The organism is Nostoc sp. (assembly GCF_036917755.1).
Lineage (GTDB): Bacteria > Cyanobacteriota > Cyanobacteriia > Cyanobacteriales > Nostocaceae > Nostoc.
Window position 1 is genome coordinate 16,004 of the sequence record NZ_JBALFC010000040.1, and the last position, 19,963, is coordinate 35,966.

16 protein-coding genes are annotated in these 19,963 nt (G+C 44.2%); 3 read left to right on the top strand and 13 right to left on the bottom strand.

Features of this window, described 5'->3' with window-relative positions:
* Positions 1-6: 6 nt before the first annotated feature.
* The 7 genes from infB to V7L05_RS10570 all read right to left on the bottom strand — a co-directional run bounded on the left by infB (position 7) and on the right by V7L05_RS10570 (position 7,753).
* Positions 7-3,165, bottom strand: coding sequence for a translation initiation factor IF-2 (gene infB / locus V7L05_RS10540; RefSeq protein ID WP_335164108.1), 3,159 nt, complete (start codon positions 3,163-3,165; stop codon positions 7-9).
* Between the two features lie 135 nt (positions 3,166-3,300).
* Positions 3,301-3,612, bottom strand: coding sequence for a hypothetical protein (locus V7L05_RS10545; protein WP_335164109.1), 312 nt, complete (start codon positions 3,610-3,612; stop codon positions 3,301-3,303).
* A gap of 36 nt (positions 3,613-3,648) precedes the next feature.
* Positions 3,649-3,918, bottom strand: coding sequence for a YlxR family protein (locus V7L05_RS10550; protein ID WP_335164110.1), 270 nt, complete (start codon positions 3,916-3,918; stop codon positions 3,649-3,651).
* Between the two features lie 148 nt (positions 3,919-4,066).
* Positions 4,067-5,344 (bottom strand): transcription termination factor NusA, encoded by a 1,278-nt coding sequence (nusA, locus tag V7L05_RS10555; protein WP_335164111.1) that lies wholly within the window; start codon positions 5,342-5,344, stop codon positions 4,067-4,069.
* A 19-nt stretch (positions 5,345-5,363) separates the two neighbouring features.
* Complete coding sequence (locus V7L05_RS10560; RefSeq protein WP_335164112.1) at positions 5,364-5,507, bottom strand: hypothetical protein; 144 nt, start codon at positions 5,505-5,507, stop codon at positions 5,364-5,366.
* A gap of 95 nt (positions 5,508-5,602) precedes the next feature.
* Complete coding sequence (rimP, locus tag V7L05_RS10565; RefSeq protein WP_335164113.1) at positions 5,603-6,064, bottom strand: ribosome maturation factor RimP; 462 nt, start codon at positions 6,062-6,064, stop codon at positions 5,603-5,605.
* Between the two features lie 240 nt (positions 6,065-6,304).
* Positions 6,305-7,753: a hypothetical protein gene (locus V7L05_RS10570; protein WP_335164114.1), complete on the bottom strand. Its 1,449-nt coding sequence runs from the start codon at positions 7,751-7,753 to the stop codon at positions 6,305-6,307.
* Positions 7,754-8,478: 725 nt separating this feature from the next.
* On the opposite strand from V7L05_RS10570, the gene V7L05_RS10575 reads away from it, so the two are divergent.
* A complete protein-coding gene (locus tag V7L05_RS10575) occupies positions 8,479-9,180 on the top strand; it encodes a peptidoglycan-binding protein (RefSeq protein WP_335164115.1) in 702 nt (233 codons plus the stop codon).
* Positions 9,181-9,208: 28 nt separating this feature from the next.
* On the opposite strand, the gene V7L05_RS10580 is transcribed toward V7L05_RS10575, so the two are convergent.
* Positions 9,209-10,102, bottom strand: a complete 894-nt coding sequence (locus V7L05_RS10580) for an SDH family Clp fold serine proteinase (protein WP_335164116.1) — start codon at positions 10,100-10,102, stop codon at positions 9,209-9,211.
* A gap of 282 nt (positions 10,103-10,384) precedes the next feature.
* Complete coding sequence (locus V7L05_RS10585) at positions 10,385-12,277, bottom strand: serine/threonine-protein kinase (protein WP_335164117.1); 1,893 nt, start codon at positions 12,275-12,277, stop codon at positions 10,385-10,387.
* A gap of 292 nt (positions 12,278-12,569) precedes the next feature.
* Between V7L05_RS10585 and V7L05_RS10590 the strand changes: the two genes are divergently transcribed.
* Positions 12,570-13,478: a c-type heme family protein gene (locus tag V7L05_RS10590; protein ID WP_335164118.1), complete on the top strand. Its 909-nt coding sequence runs from the start codon at positions 12,570-12,572 to the stop codon at positions 13,476-13,478.
* A gap of 29 nt (positions 13,479-13,507) precedes the next feature.
* Here the strand turns inward: V7L05_RS10590 and V7L05_RS10595 are convergent, their stop codons facing one another.
* From V7L05_RS10595 to radA, 4 genes are all read right to left on the bottom strand, one after another.
* Positions 13,508-14,758 (bottom strand): serine/threonine-protein kinase, encoded by a 1,251-nt coding sequence (locus V7L05_RS10595; protein ID WP_335164119.1) that lies wholly within the window; start codon positions 14,756-14,758, stop codon positions 13,508-13,510.
* Between the two features lie 594 nt (positions 14,759-15,352).
* On the bottom strand, positions 15,353-16,360 hold the full coding sequence (locus tag V7L05_RS10600) for a Uma2 family endonuclease (RefSeq protein ID WP_335164120.1): 1,008 nt from the start codon (positions 16,358-16,360) through the stop codon (positions 15,353-15,355).
* Between the two features lie 243 nt (positions 16,361-16,603).
* The gene (locus V7L05_RS10605) at positions 16,604-17,353 is read right to left on the bottom strand and encodes a Uma2 family endonuclease (RefSeq protein WP_335164121.1); all 750 of its coding nucleotides are present in this window, start codon (positions 17,351-17,353) and stop codon (positions 16,604-16,606) included.
* Between the two features lie 53 nt (positions 17,354-17,406).
* Positions 17,407-18,933 (bottom strand): DNA repair protein RadA, encoded by a 1,527-nt coding sequence (radA, locus tag V7L05_RS10610; RefSeq protein ID WP_335164122.1) that lies wholly within the window; start codon positions 18,931-18,933, stop codon positions 17,407-17,409.
* Between the two features lie 170 nt (positions 18,934-19,103).
* Here radA and rpaB point away from each other — a divergent pair, with 170 nt between their 5' ends.
* A complete protein-coding gene (rpaB, locus tag V7L05_RS10615) occupies positions 19,104-19,832 on the top strand; it encodes a response regulator transcription factor RpaB (protein ID WP_334952568.1) in 729 nt (242 codons plus the stop codon).
* Positions 19,833-19,963 lie beyond the last annotated feature (131 nt).

The window sequence follows — 19,963 nt, forward strand, 5'->3', positions numbered from 1 at the left end:
TCAACACTATCTCGTTAAGGTGAGAGTGCGGCGCTTCGTAACCATTTGATAGGATTCGATGATGTCACCTTCAACCCAATCATTGAATTTATCTATGCCGACACCGCATTCATAACCGGCGTTGACCTCACGGGTATCTTCTTTCATACGTTTTAAGGAGTCAAGGACGCCTTCAAAGATCACCTTACCGCCACGTCGCACCCTGACTTTGCAGTTGCGAACTAGCTTGCCTGATTGAACGTAGCAACCGGCAACCGCACCGCGACCGACTGGGAAGACGGCACGTACTTCGGTTTGACCCAAGGGTTCTTCCACCAACTCTGGTTCCAAAAGACCTTCCAAGGCATCTTGAATGTCTTCCAGGAGTTTGTAGATCACGTTGTATTCCCGGACATCTACACCGGCTTCATCGGCGGCTTGTCTGGCGCCACTGGCGAAGGTGGTGTTGAAGCCAATAATTACAGCGTTACTGGCAGCTGCTAAGTCGATATCTGTCTCGGTAATTTCCCCAGCAGTCGCTAACAGCATCCGAATTTGGACTTCGTTTTGCGGGATTTGCTTGAGCGCTCCCACAATGGCTTCCACCGAACCTTGTACGTCTCCTTTCAAGATCAAGTTGAGTTCTTTCAACTCGCCTTCTTGTGCTTGAGCCGACAGGGTTGTAAGGGTAACACGTCCTTGTAACAGGCGGGATAGGCGTTGTCTATCTGCGCGATCGCTAGCTAGTGCCCTGGCTTCTTTTTCGTTGTGGAAGACCTCGAACTCGTCGCCTGCGGCTGGCACATCACTTAAACCCAACACCTCAACAGCAAAGGAAGGAGAAGCAATTTCTACTCTCTTGCTTCTGTCATCCACCATCGCCCGGACTTTACCGAAAGCCGAACCAGCTACTAAGATATCTCCCACATGCAGGGTGCCATTCTGAATTAGCAGGGTAGCAACTGCTCCCTTGGCTTTATCCAGATGTGCTTCAATCACAGTTCCTTTGGCGGAACGATCTGGGTTGGCAGATAGTTCTCCAACTTCTGCTACCAGCAGAATCATTTCTAAGAGCGTATCCAGATTTTCACCTCTGATAGCACTCACGGGAACCATGATTGTCTCCCCGCCCCAGTCTTCTGCGGTCAGACCATACTGAGTCAGTTCTTGTTTCACCCGCTCTGGTTGTGCCCCTTCTTTGTCAATTTTGTTGATTGCAACCACAATTGGCACTCCCGCAGCTTGGGCGTGGCTAATGGCTTCAATGGTTTGGGGACGGACACCATCATCAGCAGCTACTACCAACACGGCAATGTCTGTTACCCGCGCTCCTCGTGCCCGCATAGCTGTAAAGGCTTCGTGACCAGGGGTATCTAGGAAGACTATCTGCTGTGGTTTGCCCTCATGTACGACATCCACATGGTATGCACCGATGTGTTGAGTAATACCACCAGCTTCGCCAGCAGCCACTTTCGTTTTGCGGATTGAGTCGAGCAGGGTTGTTTTACCGTGGTCTACGTGACCCATAATTGTCACGACTGGCGGACGGCGGTGGAGATATTCTCGGTCTTCTGCACCGACCATTTCCGTAATTTTCCGAGCTTCTGCTTCTCGCTCGGCGGTTTCGACTTCTATTTCTAGTTCTTTTCCTACTAGGGTAATTGTGGGAATATCCAGATTTTGGGTGATACTCACAGCCATGCCTTTGAGGAACAGGATTTTCACAATCTCTGTATCAGGAACGGCTAAAACGTCAGACAGTTCTTGCACAGTCAACGGCCCTGTTACCACCACTTTTTCGGGACGGTCACGCTTGGCCTCGGCTTCTTGGCGACGGTTCTGGTGATGGTCGCGGCCAGAACCAGACTTGGAACCAGACTTGGAACCAGACTTTCTCCCTCTTGCAGTTGGGGCGCTAGCAAGGATTGCGCCTGGCATCTGTACAGGTCGAGTCGCTTTGGGTTTCGGAGGACGGGCGATGGAAAGGCTGACTTGGACGGTGGCTGGTGAGTCGAGATCGTCATCATCCAGCAAATCTTCTTCAAACTCATCATCAAGTATTGGCTTGATCCGCTTGCCTTTGACCCCAGCTTTAGCCTTCTCTTTAACTTCGTCAATAATTTCCTCTTCTACCCACTTTTTACCACCTTTGGTTGGGCGAGGCGGACTTGGGCGTTTCAAATCGAGGAGATCAGGTGCGACTACATCATCACCTAATCCATCAGATTTGCCCGCTATTCCTGACATCTGTCTGGGTGGAGTCGCGATCGGCATTGCGGCTGCTGATTCACCTGGACGTGCTGGTCTGGGTCGTTGCCCCTCTCCTAGTTGTGATGGTGCAGCTGGTCTATTGCCCCTCTGCTCTGGTCTGCTGGGTGAAGGGGTAGGACGACTTGTTCTTTGTGGTGCAGCTTGTGGGGACTGGTCAGTTGGCAGTTTAGCAACTTTGGGCTTAATTTGATCGCGATCGCCTTCCACGGGTCGTAGCCGTTGGTCGCGTTTGAGGATCGGTTTATCTGTCTGAGATACCGGCTCGTCTGCCACCTGGGCTTCTTCCGCCGCCGGTCTGGCTGGAGGAGCAACTAATTGCGGTTTGATCGGTTTTTCCGACTTCGGTCTGGGTGGAACTATTTTTTCCGGTTTTTGCCCTGGTATTTTTTCCGATACCTGATCTTGATTTGGCGTTTGTTCCAAGTCGATGACAGGAGGTTGCTCTTGGGTCTCAGATTGATTCCGGGGTACAGGTCGAGTTGGTGCCGCCGGCTTCATGGGTGAGACTGGTGTCGCAAAAGGCCGTGGAGGAGAGGGAGGATTAGCTTCAGACAAGGCAGCTTGGGTATTGTTAGCAAGTGACGCCTCTGGGGCGTTGGAGGTAGTATTTCTCAATATTTTGGGTTTGCGTATTTCCAAAATTTGCTGTTTGTGGGGTGCAGCAGGTCGGTTACGTCCGCCGTTAGGTGGTGAATTTGGCTTATGGCTGGTTGTACCTAGTTCCTTTTTGGCCGACACATTCGTAGCTGGCAGTTTTTCTGCTGCCGCCCGGATGCTTTCTGCCTCGGATTCTGAAATCGTGCTGCTATGGCTTTTGACCGAGATGCTGAGCTGCTCGCAAATTGCTAATAGCTCTTTGTTATCCAAATTCAATTCCTTTGATAATTCATAGATTCTAACTTTGCCGTTGTTCATCCACTCTTCCCCTTTAAGTTACAGTTTTAGCGGATGGTTGCCTGGCTTGCGACATCTCCATCCTTGGATTACTGTTTTTAGGTTGCCGTTCAGTTTTTGCCGGTGCCTCCAATCAGGAAAGAGAGATGTTTCGGTTTAATAATGGCATCCCCACCAGGAATGATGGTTGAGGGGCATCCATAAAAATTCCTTAAATAAAAGATTTCTACGGGAAGCCTTGACGCCGAACTGCGCCTGAGCGCTACCAGGTTGCCATTTTGTAGTTTCTTGTTTTGTTGATTCTGAGTCTTCCACAACACAATCTATTACATCTTGTTCTGGGAATGTTGCCTCGTCCCTCTTAATTATTGGAGAGCCGAAATGCTTTTTACACCCATTTACTATTTTGGCACTAACCTTAACGATCAACAGAGGGTGTGATGAAAGCACGACTTCGGCTTTCGACACAATTCCTCTGGTGATTACGCCACAAAGTTGTTCCAACTAAATTTGGTTTTGGGTATTGCTGCGGGCTAGACGTTGCGACAAGCTTTGGTACAGTGTTTCTGGCACTGATGCATGTAGCGATCGCCCTAGTCGATTTTTTTTTTGAGCCGCTTGTAAGCAACTCGTTTCTGGACAAATATAGGCAGAACGCCCCATGCCCTGATCTAATTGTACCTTTCCCGATGGAAAGACGCGGACAATCCGCCAAAACTGATCTTTTGAGCCTACTTTCCGGCAACTAATACAGCGCCGATAATTTGGTTTCATCGATTCTCTGTGATCTCACTCCAGCATTCTGGGTGTAAAAAGAAGTTTATTATTACTATTTTTTACTTATACCAAGTCGCTTTTGAGAAAATAATCCTTGAGACTGAGACTACAATCAACATTATCAAAACTTTACAAAATTAATCAATTATTCATCATCGTTATTGTCAAAACTATCCTCCTCTTCTAATTCGTCCTGATTTTCATCCTCTAATTCTTCCTCAAAGTCAAGCTCATCTTCTTCTGTTTGATATTTTGCTCTGACAGCTGTAAATTTGGCATCCTCTCCTGCATAGTCATACTTAGCTTTATCTTTGATGTCAATTTTCCAACCAGTCAGGCGGGCTGCCAAACGCACATTTTGTCCTTCTTTGCCAATGGCCAAACTCAATTGATCTTCAGCTACGAGTACGTGAGTTTGCCGGGTTTCTGGGTCCATCAGGCGCACTTCATCCACCCGTGCTGGACTTAAGGCATTGGCAATATATGTGGCTGGGTCTGGCGACCAGCGAATTACATCTATTTTTTCACCGCGTAATTCATTGACTACCACTTGAATTCGCGATCCCCTGGCTCCGATACAAGCGCCTACTGGGTCTACATCGCGATCGAGAGTATCTACTGCTATTTTAGTCCGGGGACCCACATAACGGGAAGGGGGGTTTGCCTCCCTCGCTACGGCAACAATCCGTACCACTTCATCTTCGATTTCTGGGACTTCGTTGGCGAAAAGATAAACCACCAAACCAGCATCAGCACGAGACACAAGCAGCTGTGGCCCTCGTTGCTGACCTTGAGAGACTTTTTTGAGATATACCTTGAAGGTGGCATTTGCCCGATAATTATCATTGGGCAGCTGTTCCCGCTTCGGTAATTCGGCTTCGACTTCTGGCTGGCCAAAGCCACTGCTAACTGCCAGAACCACCGATTGCCGCTCAAACCGCAGGACTCTTGCTTGCAGAACAGTTCCTTCTAAATCTTGGAACTCTTCTTGCACCATTTGGCGCTGTTGATCCCGTAATTTTTGCGCTAGTACCTGCTTGGTTTGCATCGCCGCCATCCGACCAAATTCTCCTTGGTCGGGGGTAACATCCAGCACTACAGAGTCCCCTAACTGCGCTTCGGGAGCGACTTGTTGAACTTCGTCTAGGGAAATCTGATGGTCTGTGTTGTTGACTTCTTCGACAATGGTTTTGGTGGAAAGAACGCGAAATCCTTCTCCTTCAATATCGAGTTCTACTTCAAAATTCTCAAAATAATCTTCCTCAAACTGTTTGCGTTCTAAATTTTGGGCGCGACGATAACGTTCGTAGCCTTTGAGTAGTGCTTCTCTAATCGCTGATTGAACTGCAAGCCGGGGTAAATTGCGATCGCGACTTATACTTTCAATTAATTCTTTTAATCCAGCTAAAGTAACCATTGACATAAGCAATCTCCTTTAAAAATTAGGAACTAGGGACTGGGCATTGGGCATTGGGCATTGGGCATGGGGCATGGGGGAGCCAGCGCGGTCTTGGGGGTTTCCCCCATGAGCGACTGGCGTCATGGGGCATTGGGCATTGGGTGCAAAGGGGAAAGACTTGCAGCAACTTCCCCTCTGCTCCTCTGCTCTTGTGCTCCTCTGCTCTTGTGCTCCTCCAATCCCTAGTCCCTAGTCCCTAGCCTCTAGCCTTTAATCACTCGTTTATCGGCGCTCGTCTAGCTGCACCTTAGTAATTAGGGAGCGGGGAATTTCGACTACACGACCTTTTTGGTTTAAGTAAAGTGCTGTCTCATCCCGGCGAATCAACTGGCCAGTCCACTCTTGTTGTCCGTCGTAGGGTGGCGAGGTGGTGATGATGACAGGAAATCCTTTAAAGGAAATAAACTCCCTGTCTGTTAACAGTTGCCGCGAAATACCAGGACTAGACACTTCCAAGACATAGGCATCTGGAACGATTTGGGCAGCATCTAAGAAGGCTTCTAAAGCACGGCTCATCCTCTCACAATCATTCAACCCAGTGTCTTGCTGAGGATTGCGAATGTCTACTCGCAACACTGGTGGACTTTGGTTAGTGTGAAAAACCACGCCAACCACTTCCAATCCCAGTTCTTCTGCCACTGGTGTCGCCAAATCAATAATTTGTGGAATTAAAGGATGAGCCATGAGAGAATTCAATAAAAAAAGTGGGCATCGACCCACTTCCTGCGATAGGTATATCTTCCAAGAAGTCTTGTGACGAACCAATGATGGTTCGCCCTAAATCGAGTTTAGCGCATTTATTGGATAGTCGTGCATTGGCCAAACAGGGCAATTCAATTTTGGATTTTGGATTTTGGATTTTGGATTAAATTTCAATCTAAAATCTAAAATCTAAAATCTAAAATTCTTACTCCCCTACTCTTTCTACCCTTGGCGTATTTCTGGCAGAGTAGTACTTTTATCAATTACTGCTGGAACTGATACTTGTGTTCGTAGCTGCCTGGTTTGCTCGATAATTTGGTCTATGTCTTCTTGGGATAAACGCTGGACGTAGTTGAGTTTGATTTCCTCTAAGAAGTCAAAAAGTAAACTCTGAATTTCGGAAAGTACGTGTTTTTCCTTTATTTTCGCTCCCAAGGCATCGCTGAAGCTTTGTACGAGTTGACTGGTGAGTTTTGCTCCTACTGGGTCTTTAACAGCGCTAACTAAAGTTTTGTAAAGATTAGTTGTGATTTGAGTGGCTAGTTGTTCGCTTAACTGGGTTTGAGCTTGTCCCAAACCGGGGAGGTTCTGGAGGTTGCGGTAGACGGGAATTTGATCAAAGACGGTTTCGATATTGTGGCGCAAAATGGCAACGATCGCAGGTTGGATATCGGGTAGCACTTCGTAGACAATTATTTTTATCAAAAGACCGGCGATCGCTTCCACTTCATTCACATTATTAATATCTATGTAGGGACGTAAATTTTCCTGTTGCGAGAGCCAGCTCGTTAACTCACCGCGCTTAATTGAACCCTGAACCTGATTAATCACCCTCACCACGACAATTTCTGTAAGTTCTTCGGCAAAATTGGCGACAATCCCTTGATTAAGTTGCTTTCGCACTGGATGCAGATTCAATAACCGCGCTTGATCGAGGCGAATTAATATAGGTATGATTCGCAACCCGCGCCAAAATGGTAGTAGTAAAAAGAAATCGTACCAACGCCACAATACTGCTTCCAACCAGCTAAAACCAGGATGTTGGCGTCTGAGCAAGAAAGTACGCCCCAGCAATTCTACGCCAAATAAAATCACAAAAGGTAAGTCAATAATCCAAAAATCATCAACAAATTCACCACTTTCCCCGATTTGGCGGTAGTAGTTAGAGGCAATCAAAGGGCGGATGCTCTGGTTGAAAAAATTAATTTCTTGAATCCAGCCATGTTGTGATAAGTACGGCTGACTCCAAAAAATGCCAAAGGACTGTTTTGCAGATTCCTTACCGATGCGATCGCGCATCCGCTTTTTGATTTTTTCCAGAGTACCACTCTTATTCACTCCCGCAAACGGGTTGCTGTCAATCATCTCGCTACTAAGACGACTTATTTGTATTAGCCTGTTATTTACCTGAGACGACTGTAACCCTGTTTGCTTAACTTGTTCTTCTAATGCGTCTACTGTTTCTAGATAACTTTTTGTGTCTCGATGAGCTTCAATACCTTTTATTGGGTCATAAATCTTAATAATTTGGGGAAGTTTTCGCAAGTAAAAATCTCGCCAAGGTACGTAACTTAAATCAAACAAAACTAAACCTAAATTTACTGTGGCAGTAATTGCCATAAATCTTTCAAACCAAAGATTACGCTGCTTATAAGATTTCACATCTTTCATCTTTTGTCATATATTATACAGTTTATGATATTTGGAATATAAGCTCTTTCATTTATTAATTTTCGGCTCTTTCCGAGAAATTACCAAAGAAGAATTCAGAATACATCCGCCAGAATCCAGAATGGATTCTGTGCGACTGGATGGAGAATCGAGGTTTAGAGCAAGCGATTTTAAACGCGCGTGATATTAAATTCTTTCCTTGCTGAAACCCCTGACTTTAGGCATCGGGTATTCTAAATTCTGTCTTCTGACTCCTTCTCATAGCAATTTGCGGTTGAGTAGACCCCAGGCGCATATCTATCATGGGTGTCAACTTAAGTTTCAAGGCACTTTAGCTATTAGCCTGCAATTTATTGTAGGGCGGGAAACCAACGCAAAAACAATGTTTTAGGGATGGGCGATTTAACAAGAGAGTGAATTGACCAACAGCCTCATAAAATTCGGACTGGCTCTAAGTTGACACAGGCGCATATCTGTGCATGGATACTATAATTTAGTGTTAAAGGGTGTATTCGATTCAAATGATAACTATCTCTGCTAATACAAGATACTTCTTTAGATGGATGATATAAAGAAGCTTTTGTGTAACAGGTTAAATTTTACAAAAATAAATTACAAATTATTCAAAAATCATTAAATAATCGCGAAAAAAGTTATTAAACAAACTTAAAATGCAGCTGTTAACCTTTATAATCCTGCTGATTTCATCCAAAGGAGTTTTAAGTATGTGGTGTGGATTTGGAAAATCAAGCGCGACCTTTGCTGTTACTTGCCTGATAACTGCTAGTGTGGTAATTGCAGACACAGGTTTCGCAGCCTCTCAACGTAGCTATACGCCCCAGCAATTCCGTGCTGTATTGCGGGGGTTAGGCTATAACGTCAAGGTAACAAATAGTGCTTTGACGGATGAAGAAACTAAAAAGGCAATTCGTGAATTTCAGACGGGTTATAAGCTAAAACCAGTTGATGGGATAGCAGGGCCAAAAACCCAAAATTTTGCTGCTAACATCGTTCAAATTCTGCACAGAAATTTGAATGCAGTGGTGAAGCCAAATCCTCCCCTGCCGCGCGATCATTTTTATGGTTCACAGACGGAAGCAGTGGTGAAGGAGTATCAGAAGAAATATCAGTTGCAAGAAACTGGAATTGCTAATTTAGCACTCCGCCAAAAGCTGAATGAAGAAGCAAAGACAGTCTTCAGTCAGCCGACAGCTACACCATCATCTACACCATCATCTACACCAACGGCGACACCGACGGCTAAACCAACAGCTAAACCAACAGCTAAACCAACAGCTAAACCAACAGCTAAACCGACGGCTAAACCGATGTCTACGCCAACAGCTACGCCAACAGCTACGCCAACAGCTACGCCGACAGCTACACCAACAGCTACACCAACAGCTACACCAACAGCTACACCCTAGTCGCCACAAAAATTCCTACCTCAAAGCCTCAAATCATCTGATTTGGTTCTTCTAAGGGTCTGCCCTTGGGTGTAGGTAGAATTGGACGGAGGTCATTGTAAGGCATAGGAATGTACTGCACGCTGGGTCGCCCTCCTTGTGGCTGTGGGTAAAGATCCATGAGATCATAAATAGAATGGGGCAGTCCGACAGTTACGGGCAGCCCCATTTCTGTTGCTTCCTCAATAGTGATGGGATAGTCGTGGGTGACGCGCCCAGTTGTCAGGGCTTCGATAATCGATTCGATATTTTCTGGCAGAACTTTTTGTTTGGGTATACTGTCTTTAAGCAGAGTCCGCACAAATCGCTGTACCTGCTGAATTGCTTTGCGTGAGAGGTCGGCCATAATTAGAGTTTGGTCATCAATCTCACTGATGGGTTTATCTTCAACTACTTTCAGGATACTCGCTGCGGGGTAATTACCCAATTGGGGATCAACTGGCCCCAAGACAGCGTTAGCATCCATAATAATTTCATCAGAGGCGATCGCCAGCATTGTACCGCCACTCATAGCATAGTGGGGTACAAAGACTGTTACTTTTGCTTGGTGGCGAATTAATGCTCTAGCGATTTGTTCCGTAGCCAAAACCAAACCACCAGGAGTGTGCAAAATTAAATCAATTGGCACATCTTGGGGTGTAAGGCGAATTGCTCGCAATATTTGTTCTGAGTCTTCAATAGTAATATAGCGAGATATGGGAATTCCCAGGAAGCTAAGGGACTCTTGGCGGTGAATCAGTAAAATCACCCGACTTTTGCGTTCCTGCTGGAATTCTTGTAAAGCACGCAGGCGGCGATATTCTATTTGACGTTTTTGCCAAAGGGGTTGCAAAGAAGTCAGAAGCAGGAAAATCCAGAATAAATCACCAATACCAAAGCCCATAAAAATTATTGTTCAATAATCACGGTTGCCGTCATTATTGTCGCAAATTTGGTGCGATCGCAATTCTATCTGTAGATTTAAAAGTATCGAACCACACTCAGCAAAAATATAGCAGTCCGCTTTGATTTTTGTTCGCGCAGCGTGGCGTAGCCATAATTATTTGCGTAGACAGGGAGTGGGGAGTGGGGAGTGGGGAAGAAGCCTTTTCGGAGTGTACTGATTTTTTTCAAAAATCAAATAGGAGTCCTATATTATGAATTTTGAATTTTGAATTTTGAATTGTTAATATCCCCGTCGCCAAATCTTGATAGTGTCGTCATCACCACCACTAACTAGGGTTTGGCCATCGAGACTGAAGGCAACGCATCTAACATAGTTAGAATGCCCTGTAAGTGTGCTGATTTCTCTGCCACTCTGTACGTGCCACAGTTTGATAGTGTTGTCCCAACTACCACTAGCGAGAAATTCCCCATCCTGGCTAAAGGCGACTGACCAAACTGAATCAGAATGGCCAGTGAGAGTACGAATTTCTCTACCTGTATTTATATGCCACAGTTTAATCGTGTTGTCAGCACTGCCACTGGCGAGAAATTCCCCATCCTGGCTGAAGGCAATACAGTTGACGAAGAAGGAATGACCTGTAAGTGTGCAAATGTTTCTGCCTGTGTATACTTGCCACAGTTTGACAGTGTAATCATTACTGCCACTAGCCACCAGCTGTCTATCCTTGCTATTCGTTATCGGTGTTTTCGGAGAGTAGGCGACTGACGAAACTGAGTCAGAATGACCTGTGAGAGTTTGGATTTCTATGCCAGTGTGTACCTGCCACAGTTTAATTGTGCAGTCAGCACTGCCACTAGCCAGAAACTTGCCATCTGGACTAAAGGCAACGGAATTCACCCAGTTTGCATGACCCATGAGAGTACGAATTTCTTTGCCTGTGTTTACATCCCACAATTTGATTGTGTTATCCCAACTACCGCTAGCCAAAATCCCCCGGTTCAGGTCTGTAACTCCCGCAGATTTGCCGGACTCTCCTTGATAATAAAAGTTTGAGGAGATTGGACTAAAGGCGACAGAATGAACCATATTGGAATGACTTGAAAACCAACGACCTAGTTGACGCACTAGCTTGCCAGTACCCAGTTGCCAAAGTTTGATAGTCTTGTCATTACTGCCACTAGCAATAAATTGCCCATCTGGGCTAATGGCGATCGCCTGAACCATACTAGAATGACCTTTGAGGGTCTGTATGCATTGCCAGTTCTGTTGATCTAATCCAACAGGTCGAGGTGGTTTAAGTCTAGGCGTTATTACTAAGGTAGATGATATTACTGTTACATCCTCCCCAATATCAGGTCCTAATAAATCCAACCACTCCTGCACAGACTGAGGACGATAGGTTGACTCCAAATCCATGCCGCACATAATAGCCTGATTGACCCTGTTGCTGATCTTAGGATTAAAATATTGTGGTGGTTCTAAATTAATATTATGACGGCGATCGTCTGCACTCGTCGGGATAACGGCGGTAAGCAAATTATACAAGGTAGCAGCTAGGGCGTAGATATCAATGTATTCTCCTCGTGGCGCTTCTGATTCATACTGCTCAGGTGGGGCAAAACCAGGAGTGCGATACACTGTATGCCTTTGAATCATATTAGGAATAAATTCTCTAGCGATGCCAAAATCTATCAGCACTGCTTCTGATTTATCAATGCGGATCATAATATTACGTGGTTTCAGATCCCGATGCAGCAGTCCTTTAGAGTGGATTAGCGTCAAAGCGTCGCCAATTTGCCGGATGTACAGCAGCGCTTCTGCTTCTGATAGCACCCCCATCCGCCTCAACCTCTGTGCTAAGTCTTCGCCTTCGATGTAATCCATCACCATGCAGGGCAAATTTCCCTCATCGAAGATGGTTTCTATCTGTACTATATGAGGATGGTGACACACCGCCAGCCGAACAGCTTCATCACGGAAGTCTTGCCGTAACTTGTTTCGGTGGAGTATCCAAGAAGGGTGATTCAGGATTTCTTCTTTGAGGGTTTTAATCACTCGCTGTTGATTCCGTTGATTTCTGGCAAGATAAGTAATGCCAATTCCGCCTTCACCTAGTTGGTTTTCGATAATATAGCGTCCACCGAATAAAGACTTTCCTGCATTCCACACCATTAGTAATATTTGACAATTGCTGGTATTTATTTTGGCACGGGATCAAAACAGCCCACAGGAATTTTTGGAAATTCCATTTTGTTTTGCTGTTGTAGCCTTTTGGAACTTAATTACTTAAAGAACATTTTCATTAACCTCAATAATTACTAATATAAAGTTGGGTATAGCCTAATAGTTTTAACTAAACTATCACCTTTATACTAAAATCTTTAATTGATTGCTTATGCTAAAGTAAACGATAACTTTAGCCATATTTGGTCATAATAATTTGACTTGTAAATAATCAGAAATTATGCTAAAGAATCTCAATCTGAAACAAAAATTTACAATTCTGCTACTTGTAATTCTGACATTTGGTTTGAGCTTGAGTGGATTTGCTCTTTCTTCTCTGCTCAGGGAAAATGCTAAACAAGATATTAGCTCAACTGCTCTCATGCTCATGGAAACAATGAGTTCTGTTCGGAAATACACCAGTACTCAAGTGAATCCACAGCTAGCTGATAAATTGGCAACTGAGTTTTTGCCGCAAAGTGTGCCTGCATACTCAGCACGGGAGGTATTTGAGATTTTACGGAAAACAAAAGACTACAGTGATTTCTTTTATAAAGAAGCAACTCTCAATCCCACAACTCTTCGGGATAAGGCTGACGGTTTTGAGACAGAAATTGTCGAAAGGTTCAGAAATAAATCAGACCTCAAAGAAGTAAGTGGATTTCGCTCACTTCCTGGTGGTGATATCTTTTATATTGCTCGTCCGCTACCAATTTCTGAAGAGAGCTGTCTGAAATGTCATAGCACACCTGAAGCTGCACCTCAAAGTATGATTACTCTTTATGGTGCAGCTAATGGATTTGGGTGGAAGCTTAATGAAATTGTTGGCGCTCAAATCATATCAGTACCTGCAAATAATGTCATCAATAAAGCCCATCAGTCTTCCTTACTAATTATCCTAATTGTATCAACTATATTTATAGCAACTATCCTGTTAGTCAACTTGTTCTTGAATCGACAAGTTGTTATGCCTCTCAAACGCATGACTCGCATAGCCGAAGAAGTTAGTACTGGACATATGGAAGTTGAATTTGAGCAGATGTCTAATGATGAAATCGGTAATTTAGCTAAAGCTTTTAAACGGATGCAGTTAAGTTTAGAAATGGCAATGAAAAGAATCAAACGCACTCAGGGAGGTACAGGAGATTAACAATTCAAAATTCAAAATTGTTCAACTCTCTATGAGAATAAGCTTTTTTTAAATTCAAAAGCTGCTTGAAAGTCAGGAATTTCCCTGGTTATGAGTTCAACAAATTGGTCAGGTGAAATGTCAGGATTTTGAGCTAATATTTCTTCTATAATCAGATTTGCCATTGGGCCGATGTGGTAGGCTAACTCTTGCTGACAACGTTTGATAAATGCTGGTTTAAGAGAAGGTTGTTGTTGTTCAATTCGCCCAATTTGCGGACTAGCAGATGAACTAGCTGAACTAAAAATTGTTTCTCCAGGTTGTTTGTATGCCTGGGATATGGCCGAGATAGCCTGAAATTCCGGGTTAAATACCGTGGGAGGCAAATCATCAACCATGATTGCGGGAGACATTGGCACTTCTGGTTCTCCAATCCGCTCTAAATCTATAAGAACTTCCTTAGCTGTTTGGTATCGCTTGTTAGGTCTATCTGCCAACATATGATCGAGTACTTGAGCAAAATCATCAGTAATATAGGTATAATAACGCCAGTTCCATTCTAAAGAATACTGATCCATTAGTAAGGATGGATCTCTACCTGTAAGTAGTACAATAGCTGTTACCCCCAAAGCATAAAGGTCACTACAGGGGGAACATAAACCCAAGCTAATCTGTTCGCGGGGAGCATATCCCACTTTGCCAACAAGGGACATTTTGCCAACAAACGTTACCTGGTGGTTGGAACTTCTCCCCTCGTTCATGTCAGCAATTTGCTTACCTACGCCGAAATCAATCAGCACTGGCAGATCCTTGCCATCAGGTAACATGATGTTGTCAGGAGAAATATCTCGATGGATGATGTTGTGCTGGTGGACATATTCCAAAACAGGCAGCAGATTCTTTAGCCACTGGATAACTTCCTCTTGAGAAAAATTTCTTCCTTGACCTTGAAGTTCTCCTAGCAGCCGAGAATATGTTTTACCGTCAACATATTCTTGTACTAGAAATAACCGACCATCTCCTTCAAAGCAAGCCAAAAATTTGGGAATTTGAGGATGTTGCAATTGATGAAGAATTTTTGCCTCTCTTTTAAATAAGTTGCGATATTGTTCCAGTCCACTCTCCCCTGTGCCAATGGGCGCAAACTCCTTGAGAACACAAGCTTCATTAAACCGACGAGTGTCAAACGCCAAGTAAGTTCGCCCCAATCCTCCCTGTCCCAGAAGTTTTTGGATAATATAGCGGTTATCGATTAGAGTTCCAGCAGCTATTTCTGGTCTTGTGATATGGGACTGTGACATCTCATCGCACTCCTAGCGATTTTATTCTTGATAAATTATCTAGTTTGCTGAAAGTCAGAAACTCTAGCAGATAAAGGCTGATAATATCCTTCAAATTGACATTAGCACTACTACGGAGACAAGGAAATACACTTTTCTACAATCTTTTAATGGTCTTGTGTGACCAAATAGACGACTTTTACCTGGATAGTTTGATCATACTACTCATACTTACGTATTTTAGCAGCCGCAACATAAGCAGTGTCTGCGGTAATATCTGCGAATATCGCCTTTTGGATTTGCTGCTGAACCTTATCTTACCCCTAGTAACCCAATTTACAATGACTTTGGGAACAGTAAGGATATAGCGTGACATCATAGTTTTTCTGAAAAACTGACGTTGCTATAGACTTCCTAAAGGAAATATTATATGTATTTCAAGTGCTGAATATGCGTTAGCGCAGCTCGTCGTAGACATCGCGCTCAAAAATTAATCTTTCTGGGAGCCAATATCGTTATTAACTAGCTGTTTCAGCATCAGCTATCAAAGTTTTCAGTACAGTGATTCCTCAAAAGCAGAAAATCATGCTACGTATAAGACAAAAATTTCTCAAGCTATAATAATTCATCTAGTTCATCAGGATTCACACCTAACTGACGCAAACGTTCTGCTAATTGTTCTGCTTTTCGTTTAGCTTGAGCAGCTTGTTGTTTAGCTTCGGTAGCTTGTTGTTTAGCTTCGGTAGCTTGTTGTTTAGCTTCGGTAGCTTCTTGTTCAGCAATGATAGCTCGTTCAGTTGCAGCAACAGCTTCCTCTGTAGGTGCGGGAATTAATTCTCCTTCTAAAGTGAACCATCTTAACCACAACCTTTCAATATCTCGAAATGAACCCTGCCATAAGCCTAAACTTAAATTTATCTCTGGCATTAGTAGGTATCCATTAGTTAAATTCATCGGTTCATAGTGACCGCCTACTAACTGAAATGCCCGAAGTTCATTAGTGTAGCGACTAAAAACAACATAGTAGGGAATCCGCAAAATTCGTTCATAAACTTCCCATTTGCTAGGAGGTTTATCTGCTGCACTTTCTCTTCTTGTGCCTAAATCTTCGTCTTCCGTACCTGGAGATAATAACTCAATAACCACGAAGGGATTTGCTGGCTCTTGCCAAGTTACATAACTTAACCGTAAGTCTTGCCCTTTGTATAATTTTCCTACTCCTACTACACCAAACCAATCTGGGCGTTTATAACATAAAGGATGCTGGATATCATAGTAGAGATTCAGGTCAGCAGCACTATAAACTAATTCGGGGTTCCAGTTAATTGGTTGAAAAGTTAAGTATAAAAGTAAGGGTTGTAAAAAGTGAAAATCGTCTGGCAAACCTGGTTCCTCTGGGTTGTCACTTGGTAAATCATACATCGTTGGTAGCGTTTCCCAAGGAGGAAGCGGGGGATCAGATTGAGGGATGTAATGGTCAATGTAGCAGCGAATAGCTGACTTGACATCCGTTAAGGCTTCTTCATAAGTGTCACCTTGACCAACAATACCCCCTTTTATACCAATAGGATAGGCAACATAACCGTCAGAATGTTTTTCGACAATAATTTTGATTTGTTTCATCACTAGGGCGTTTGGCAAGATAAACTTTAGGCAATTCTGATGGAGCCTACAATAAGCAGTATATTCAATCGTAATAAACTTATAGCGATCGCAGTTGTTAAACCTTTATCTTGTCTAACAACTGGTATTCGAGTCGAAAAAGTCCAAAATATAGCCTTACTTAATCATTTGTGAGAAACAAAATCCCCGACTTCTCAAAGAAGTCGGGAATCTGTGGCTTTCAATTTTTCCTAAAACATTTCATTACACTTCTGGTTCAATCCCCGCCGCCCGCAATTGTGCTGCAAGTCGTTCGGCGCGTTGTCTTTCCTGTTCGGCGCGTTGTCTTTCCTGTTCAGCACGTTGTCTTTCTTGTTCAGCTAATTCTGCACCCCAAAGTAGCAGTTGTCCTTGTTCGTCCCACCACCGTAACCAATTGCCTGTGCGGTTTTCACGCATACCTTGCCATCCGCCAAGGTAAAGATTCATTTCCCCTATCCAGTAACGTTGGTTTTCGTTGGAGGTTTGTACAATGTACCTGCCTGTATTGTTATCTAAGCGATAAACTTCTAAGTTGCCGCTATCGGGTTCAAAGATGACATAATTTGGTACTTTTAAGACGCACTCGTAAAAAAACCATTTACCAGGGGGATAGGTGGGTTTGATGGAATATTCTCCGCCTTCTGTATCAGAAAGGAATTCCATCACAATTACCGGGATGTCTCCTTGTAGTTGGGGTGTATAACTGCGTATTACTTCTTCTCTATTAACGCCAATTTTAGGAATATACGCCCAGTCTGGAGCTTTAACGACGATTTTGCCGTTTAGTGTGGCGCAGATGCCGTAATTAGTTGGCGTCAGGGCATTGGGTGGAAGTTTTCCGGCAAGTTCTAAGCTTTGTGTAAGTGCTGCGGCTAAGGCTGGTTGGTTGATGTTGTCCACTGGATCATCTGGCAGTTTGTAATCATCGGGTAGTTTTTCCCAAGTGATTTGATAGTCTTGGGTAACTGTCATGGTGGCTTTTCCTTTAGTAAGAGGTAAATGTAGAGACTTTGCGTGCAACGTATCTACTCATCTTCATCGGGTTCTAAATCGTCGACTGTCAATTCCTGATGCGGGATGGCGGCGATAATCGCATCTATTACTTTAGATACTGGTAATATTTCAATATTAAGGTCGGGAAATTTTGTCCCTTTTGGCACGATCGCTCGTTTAAATCCCAACTTAGCAGCTTCTTTTAACCGCAGTTCCATTTGGGAAACCGATCGCACTTGTCCACCTAGCCCAACTTCACCAATTAATACTGTACCGGGATCTACTATGCGATCGCGGAAACTGGCAACGATCGCGATCGCAATTCCCAAATCTACCGCCGGTTCTTCCACATTCAACCCACCCGCAGAAGCAACGTAGGAATCCAATTTCGACATCGGAATACCTACCCGTTTTTCTAAGACGGCGAGAATTTGCACTAAGCGGTTATAGTCTACGCCAGTTCCAGCACGCCGAGGGGAAGGGTAGCTGGTGGGGCTTACAAGGGCTTGCAATTCCACAACTATCGGACGAGTTCCTTCACAAGCCACGACAATGGCAGTACCGGGAGCGGGATCGTCACGGTTGCCTAAAAATAGCTCTGACGGGTTGGCAACTTCCCTTAGTCCCTCCGCCACCATTTCAAAGATGCCGATTTCGTGAGTTGCGCCGAAGCGGTTTTTTACTGTCCGTAATAACCGATGAGAGGCGAAGCGATCGCCTTCAAAATACAACACCGTATCTACTAAATGTTCTAAAACTTTCGGCCCAGCGATCGCTCCTTCTTTGGTGACGTGTCCCACAATTAGCATGGTGACATCTTCGTGCTTCGCTACCTTCATCAGTGCTGCTGTACATTCCCGTACCTGAGCCACCGAACCGGGTGCAGAAGTCAAAGCGGGAAAAAACACAGTTTGGATACTATCAATTACCGCCACATTTGGTTTTAGAGAGTCTATTTCCCGTAAAATTTCTTCTAAATCTGTTTCCGGCAGTACATATAAATCTGCGCCTATACTGTCAGGGTCTATGGGAAGTATAGTCTCTATTACTACTGTGACATCCTCCTCATTAACCACACTTAGGGGTTTTGATACTCCTAAACGAGAAGCTCGTAATTTTACCTGCTGTCCCGATTCTTCACCAGTTACGTAAAGGATGCGATATTTTTGCGCTAATTGATTTGATACTTGCAATAATAGAGTAGATTTACCAATACCCGGATCACCACCAATTAGCACCATAGAGCCGGGAACAATCCCACCCCCAAGTACCCGATCCAATTCTCCATAACCAGACTCCCATCGGGCGATTTGGCGATCGGTAATTTGGTTAAATGTTAAGGAGGCTCGCGCTTTAGCTGGTTTAGCGTGAGATTTGCCATTGGTTTGAGTTGATTGCCAACTACTCACTCCCCCCCGACTGGGTACATCTACTGAAGACTGGATAGAAATTTGTTCTTCCAAAGAGTTGTAAGTGCCGCAAGCTGGACACTTACCAAACCACTGGGGCGATTCTGCTCCACATTCGTTACAAACGAAAAAGGTTTTTGGCTTTGCCATTCTGAAATCTTATTAAATAATCTTAATATTTACTTAATTCTTGAAAAAAACTAAAATCCAATCATAGTAGTATTTAGAGCTTTTTCCAAATCAATTCATAGAATGATATCTTAATATTATGGTATTAAAAATTAATCATGTAAATTTTTAGTGAAGGAGCCTTGAGAAACTTGGAAAGCCATAAAGAAAAAATCTTGGTGGTAGACGACGAAGCCAGCATTCGCCGGATTTTGGAAACGCGCCTTTCCATGATTGGCTACGATGTAGTGACGGCTGGCGACGGGGAAGAAGCTTTAGAAACTTTTCGCAAAACTGATCCTGACCTGGTAGTTTTGGATGTAATGATGCCAAAGCTAGACGGCTATGGTGTATGTCAAGAATTACGAAAAGAATCAGATGTCCCCATTATTATGCTAACAGCCTTGGGTGATGTCGCCGATCGCATCACTGGGCTAGAATTGGGTGCAGATGACTACGTAGTTAAACCATTTTCCCCCAAGGAGCTAGAAGCTAGAATTCGTTCGGTGCTACGGCGGGTAGACAAAGCCAGTGGTTCTGGCATTCCTAGTTCTGGGGTGATCCATGTCGCTAATATTAAAATCGATACGAATAAGCGACAAGTCTATAAAGGCGATGAGCGAATTCGATTGACGGGTATGGAGTTCAGCTTGTTAGAGTTGGTAGTCAGTCGCTCTGGAGAAGCTTTTTCTCGTTCGGAAATTTTGCAGGAAGTTTGGGGTTACACACCAGAACGCCATGTTGATACTCGCGTAGTTGATGTGCATATCTCCCGTTTGCGGGCAAAGTTAGAAGATGATCCCAGCAACCCAGAATTGATTCTCACAGCGCGGGGTACTGGTTATCTTTTTCAACGGATTATTGAAGCAGGGGAGGAGTGAGGGAGTGGGGGAGTGGGGAGTGGGGGAGTGAGGGAGTGAGGGAGATGAGGGAGATGAGGGAGATGAGGGAGATGAGGGAGATGAGGGAGATGAGGGAGATGAGGGAGATGAGGGAGATGAGGGAGATGAGG

Excerpts from the sequence above, each read along its gene's own strand:
- infB (WP_335164108.1), bottom strand. The coding sequence starts at position 3,165 with ATGAACAACGGCAAAGTTAGAATCTATGAATTATCAAAGGAATTGAAT.
- V7L05_RS10550 (WP_335164110.1), bottom strand. The coding sequence starts at position 3,918 with ATGAAACCAAATTATCGGCGCTGTATTAGTTGCCGGAAAGTAGGCTCA.
- nusA (WP_335164111.1), bottom strand. The coding sequence starts at position 5,344 with ATGTCAATGGTTACTTTAGCTGGATTAAAAGAATTAATTGAAAGTATA.
- rimP (WP_335164113.1), bottom strand. The coding sequence starts at position 6,064 with ATGGCTCATCCTTTAATTCCACAAATTATTGATTTGGCGACACCAGTG.
- V7L05_RS10570 (WP_335164114.1), bottom strand. The coding sequence starts at position 7,753 with ATGAAAGATGTGAAATCTTATAAGCAGCGTAATCTTTGGTTTGAAAGA.
- V7L05_RS10575 (WP_335164115.1), top strand. The coding sequence starts at position 8,479 with ATGTGGTGTGGATTTGGAAAATCAAGCGCGACCTTTGCTGTTACTTGC.
- V7L05_RS10580 (WP_335164116.1), bottom strand. The coding sequence starts at position 10,102 with ATGGGCTTTGGTATTGGTGATTTATTCTGGATTTTCCTGCTTCTGACT.
- V7L05_RS10585 (WP_335164117.1), bottom strand. The coding sequence starts at position 12,277 with ATGGTGTGGAATGCAGGAAAGTCTTTATTCGGTGGACGCTATATTATC.
- V7L05_RS10590 (WP_335164118.1), top strand. The coding sequence starts at position 12,570 with ATGCTAAAGAATCTCAATCTGAAACAAAAATTTACAATTCTGCTACTT.
- V7L05_RS10595 (WP_335164119.1), bottom strand. The coding sequence starts at position 14,758 with ATGTCACAGTCCCATATCACAAGACCAGAAATAGCTGCTGGAACTCTA.
- V7L05_RS10600 (WP_335164120.1), bottom strand. The coding sequence starts at position 16,360 with ATGAAACAAATCAAAATTATTGTCGAAAAACATTCTGACGGTTATGTT.
- V7L05_RS10605 (WP_335164121.1), bottom strand. The coding sequence starts at position 17,353 with ATGACAGTTACCCAAGACTATCAAATCACTTGGGAAAAACTACCCGAT.
- radA (WP_335164122.1), bottom strand. The coding sequence starts at position 18,933 with ATGGCAAAGCCAAAAACCTTTTTCGTTTGTAACGAATGTGGAGCAGAA.